The following is a 2,238-nucleotide window of genomic DNA, read 5'->3' on the forward strand; positions in this document are numbered from 1 at the left end:
CTTCGAGATCCAAAATAGATTTATTTTTAAAATCCAGCTCATGGTCTAAAGCATAACTTGAAGCGCCGCCGCCTTTTTGCTTTAACTTGAACGGAATTTTTAAATTATCGGTTATCGCTCGGCACGAATATGCGGTACTAGTTCCATTTCTATCCGCTTTAGCTGCAGTCATCGCGGCATTTTTTGCCCTTACGACAGATAGATAGAGCTTTCCATCCAAATTAAATTTTTCTAGTTGTTTCTTGCCACCTATATACTTAAGTTCACCAGTAGCAGGGTCTTTAACGAAAAGGTCGGTTCTAGACGCAGCTTCGGCAGTATATTGCTCGCATTCACCTGCAGAGTTATATTTCTTGCAAAAATGACTTTCGTAATCCGGTCTGAATATCAACTTACCATCAAAAGGCATTTCGGATACTTGAGTATAGAGCCTATCATCGTCGTCGCTATTTTTAAAATTCTTATTTACGACCTGTAAGCCTTCCAAAGGCTGGATATTTACGCTATCGGATAGTAATTTATCATCGCATATCTCTAGCTCAGAAGCGCCTTCCAAACTAATCTCTACCGGAGTTCCAGTACCTACATCCAAGCTAATCTTATAGCTTAGTAGCATCTCGGGAGCTTGCAAAATCTTTGCACCGGTATTAACGGTGGCGTTAAATTCTGCATAAACAGCTTTTTTCGGCTCCATCCTACCGCCTATAAGCGTAGGTTGTTCATCAGGCTTCGAAGGAGGAACCCACCTACCCGCACCCTCGCCTATATAAACTTTCAAAAGACCATTCTCTAAAGTAGTAAATTGTCTATTCTTATATATTGCATCAGTAACATTTGGAGCTTTACCATCCGTAATAACATCTTTCATAGTTTGATATGCGCCCAATTGTCCATCGCGCAAATAAACTAAATTTTGACTAGCTTTCATAGGTATAGCGTTTATTTTGGTAGTAACGCCACTATATTCGCTATCGTCAAGACGGTTGTTGATAGTAGCACTATTTGGAGTATAAGTGGCACCCGCTCTATTGAAATTTACGCTTACTATAGAGCCTACCGCATCTTCGCTATTACCTCCATTATATCTATTTTCAAATCTTATTCTGTAATAGATATTTTCGCCAGCTACAACGCCATTTTTTATCTGCTCAGGAGGTTCATGTAGTTTTTTTACATCCTCTTCGCTTCTTCGGTTACCATCTTTATCAAAGAATTTAACCCAGTTAGAGGCATTATAGACTTCATACTGATAGCACATATTAGGCACATACATATCTACAGATACGGCTAGCATACTAATGAAGTTTTGATCTGCAGATTCTCCACCTCCCGGTCTTTGCGTAGAAGCACCACCTAATTGAACATCTAAACTGGATTGTTTATTTCCCATCTTTGAGCTTATGTCAAATTCATCTAGATCCATACCCCATTTATAATCAGTTCCTTTAGGATAGGTAAGTTTATAGTTGCCGTCGCTATCTAGCTCCAAAATGGAAGTCGAGCCATCATATATATTTGCAAAGCCATTACCCAAATTAGCATTTACTACACTTCCGCTTAGAGTATCCATCGTATTTTTATTCTTATTTTCTACCTTGAAAAACTCTTGCTCCCGCATCTCTCTTTCGCCCGCAAAACCCAGGAATCCTAATTTTGCATTAACCTTACCTTGCCTTGGCGTATAAAAGCCGCTTAGCTTTAAATTTACATTAATAGGCGAATAGCCGGGTTCCGGGGTAGACCATGGCGTAATGGTAATGAAATCACCATAGATAGTTACGTTCTTGGGCTTAAAATATGTATCTCGAATTTTTTTAGCTTCAGCGACACTTGCTACTTTGCCTATTACCTTATCAGAATTTTGAAGATCTTCCATTAACTTCCTACGAGATGCTAATGTTTTATCATACACTATCACGACGCCCCATCCGCCATAAGCACCTACTCTTGCCGTCTCAAAACCGCCATTTAAAAATGTAGCTCCGTAAGCATCCCATCCAGCGCTAGTTTTAATATTACCCACGGTAAAATCTATACTATCGGAATAATCCTTGAAATTTGCTCTTACGATGCCAGTTATATCTTTAGAGCAACCGTATTGAAGGCGCATTTCGTTTAATACGTCAGTCCATTCATATCTCCAGAATAGATGGTTTTCTGTACCCGGAATCGGACCGCGATTTTTCCATCTATAATAAAGATCACTATGTTTTACCCCGTTGCGATCTGTGTAATTAT

General features: G+C 39.3%; 1 protein-coding gene. It reads right to left on the bottom strand.

What is annotated here, in order from left to right; translation table 11 throughout:
• Positions 1 to 2,238, bottom strand: a 2,238-nt coding sequence (locus tag Q0605_RS10740) for a hypothetical protein (protein WP_298706859.1), incomplete at both ends; no start/stop codon positions are given.

Origin of the sequence: uncultured Campylobacter sp., from assembly GCF_938017705.1 — a bacterium.
GTDB lineage: Bacteria > Campylobacterota > Campylobacteria > Campylobacterales > Campylobacteraceae > Campylobacter_B.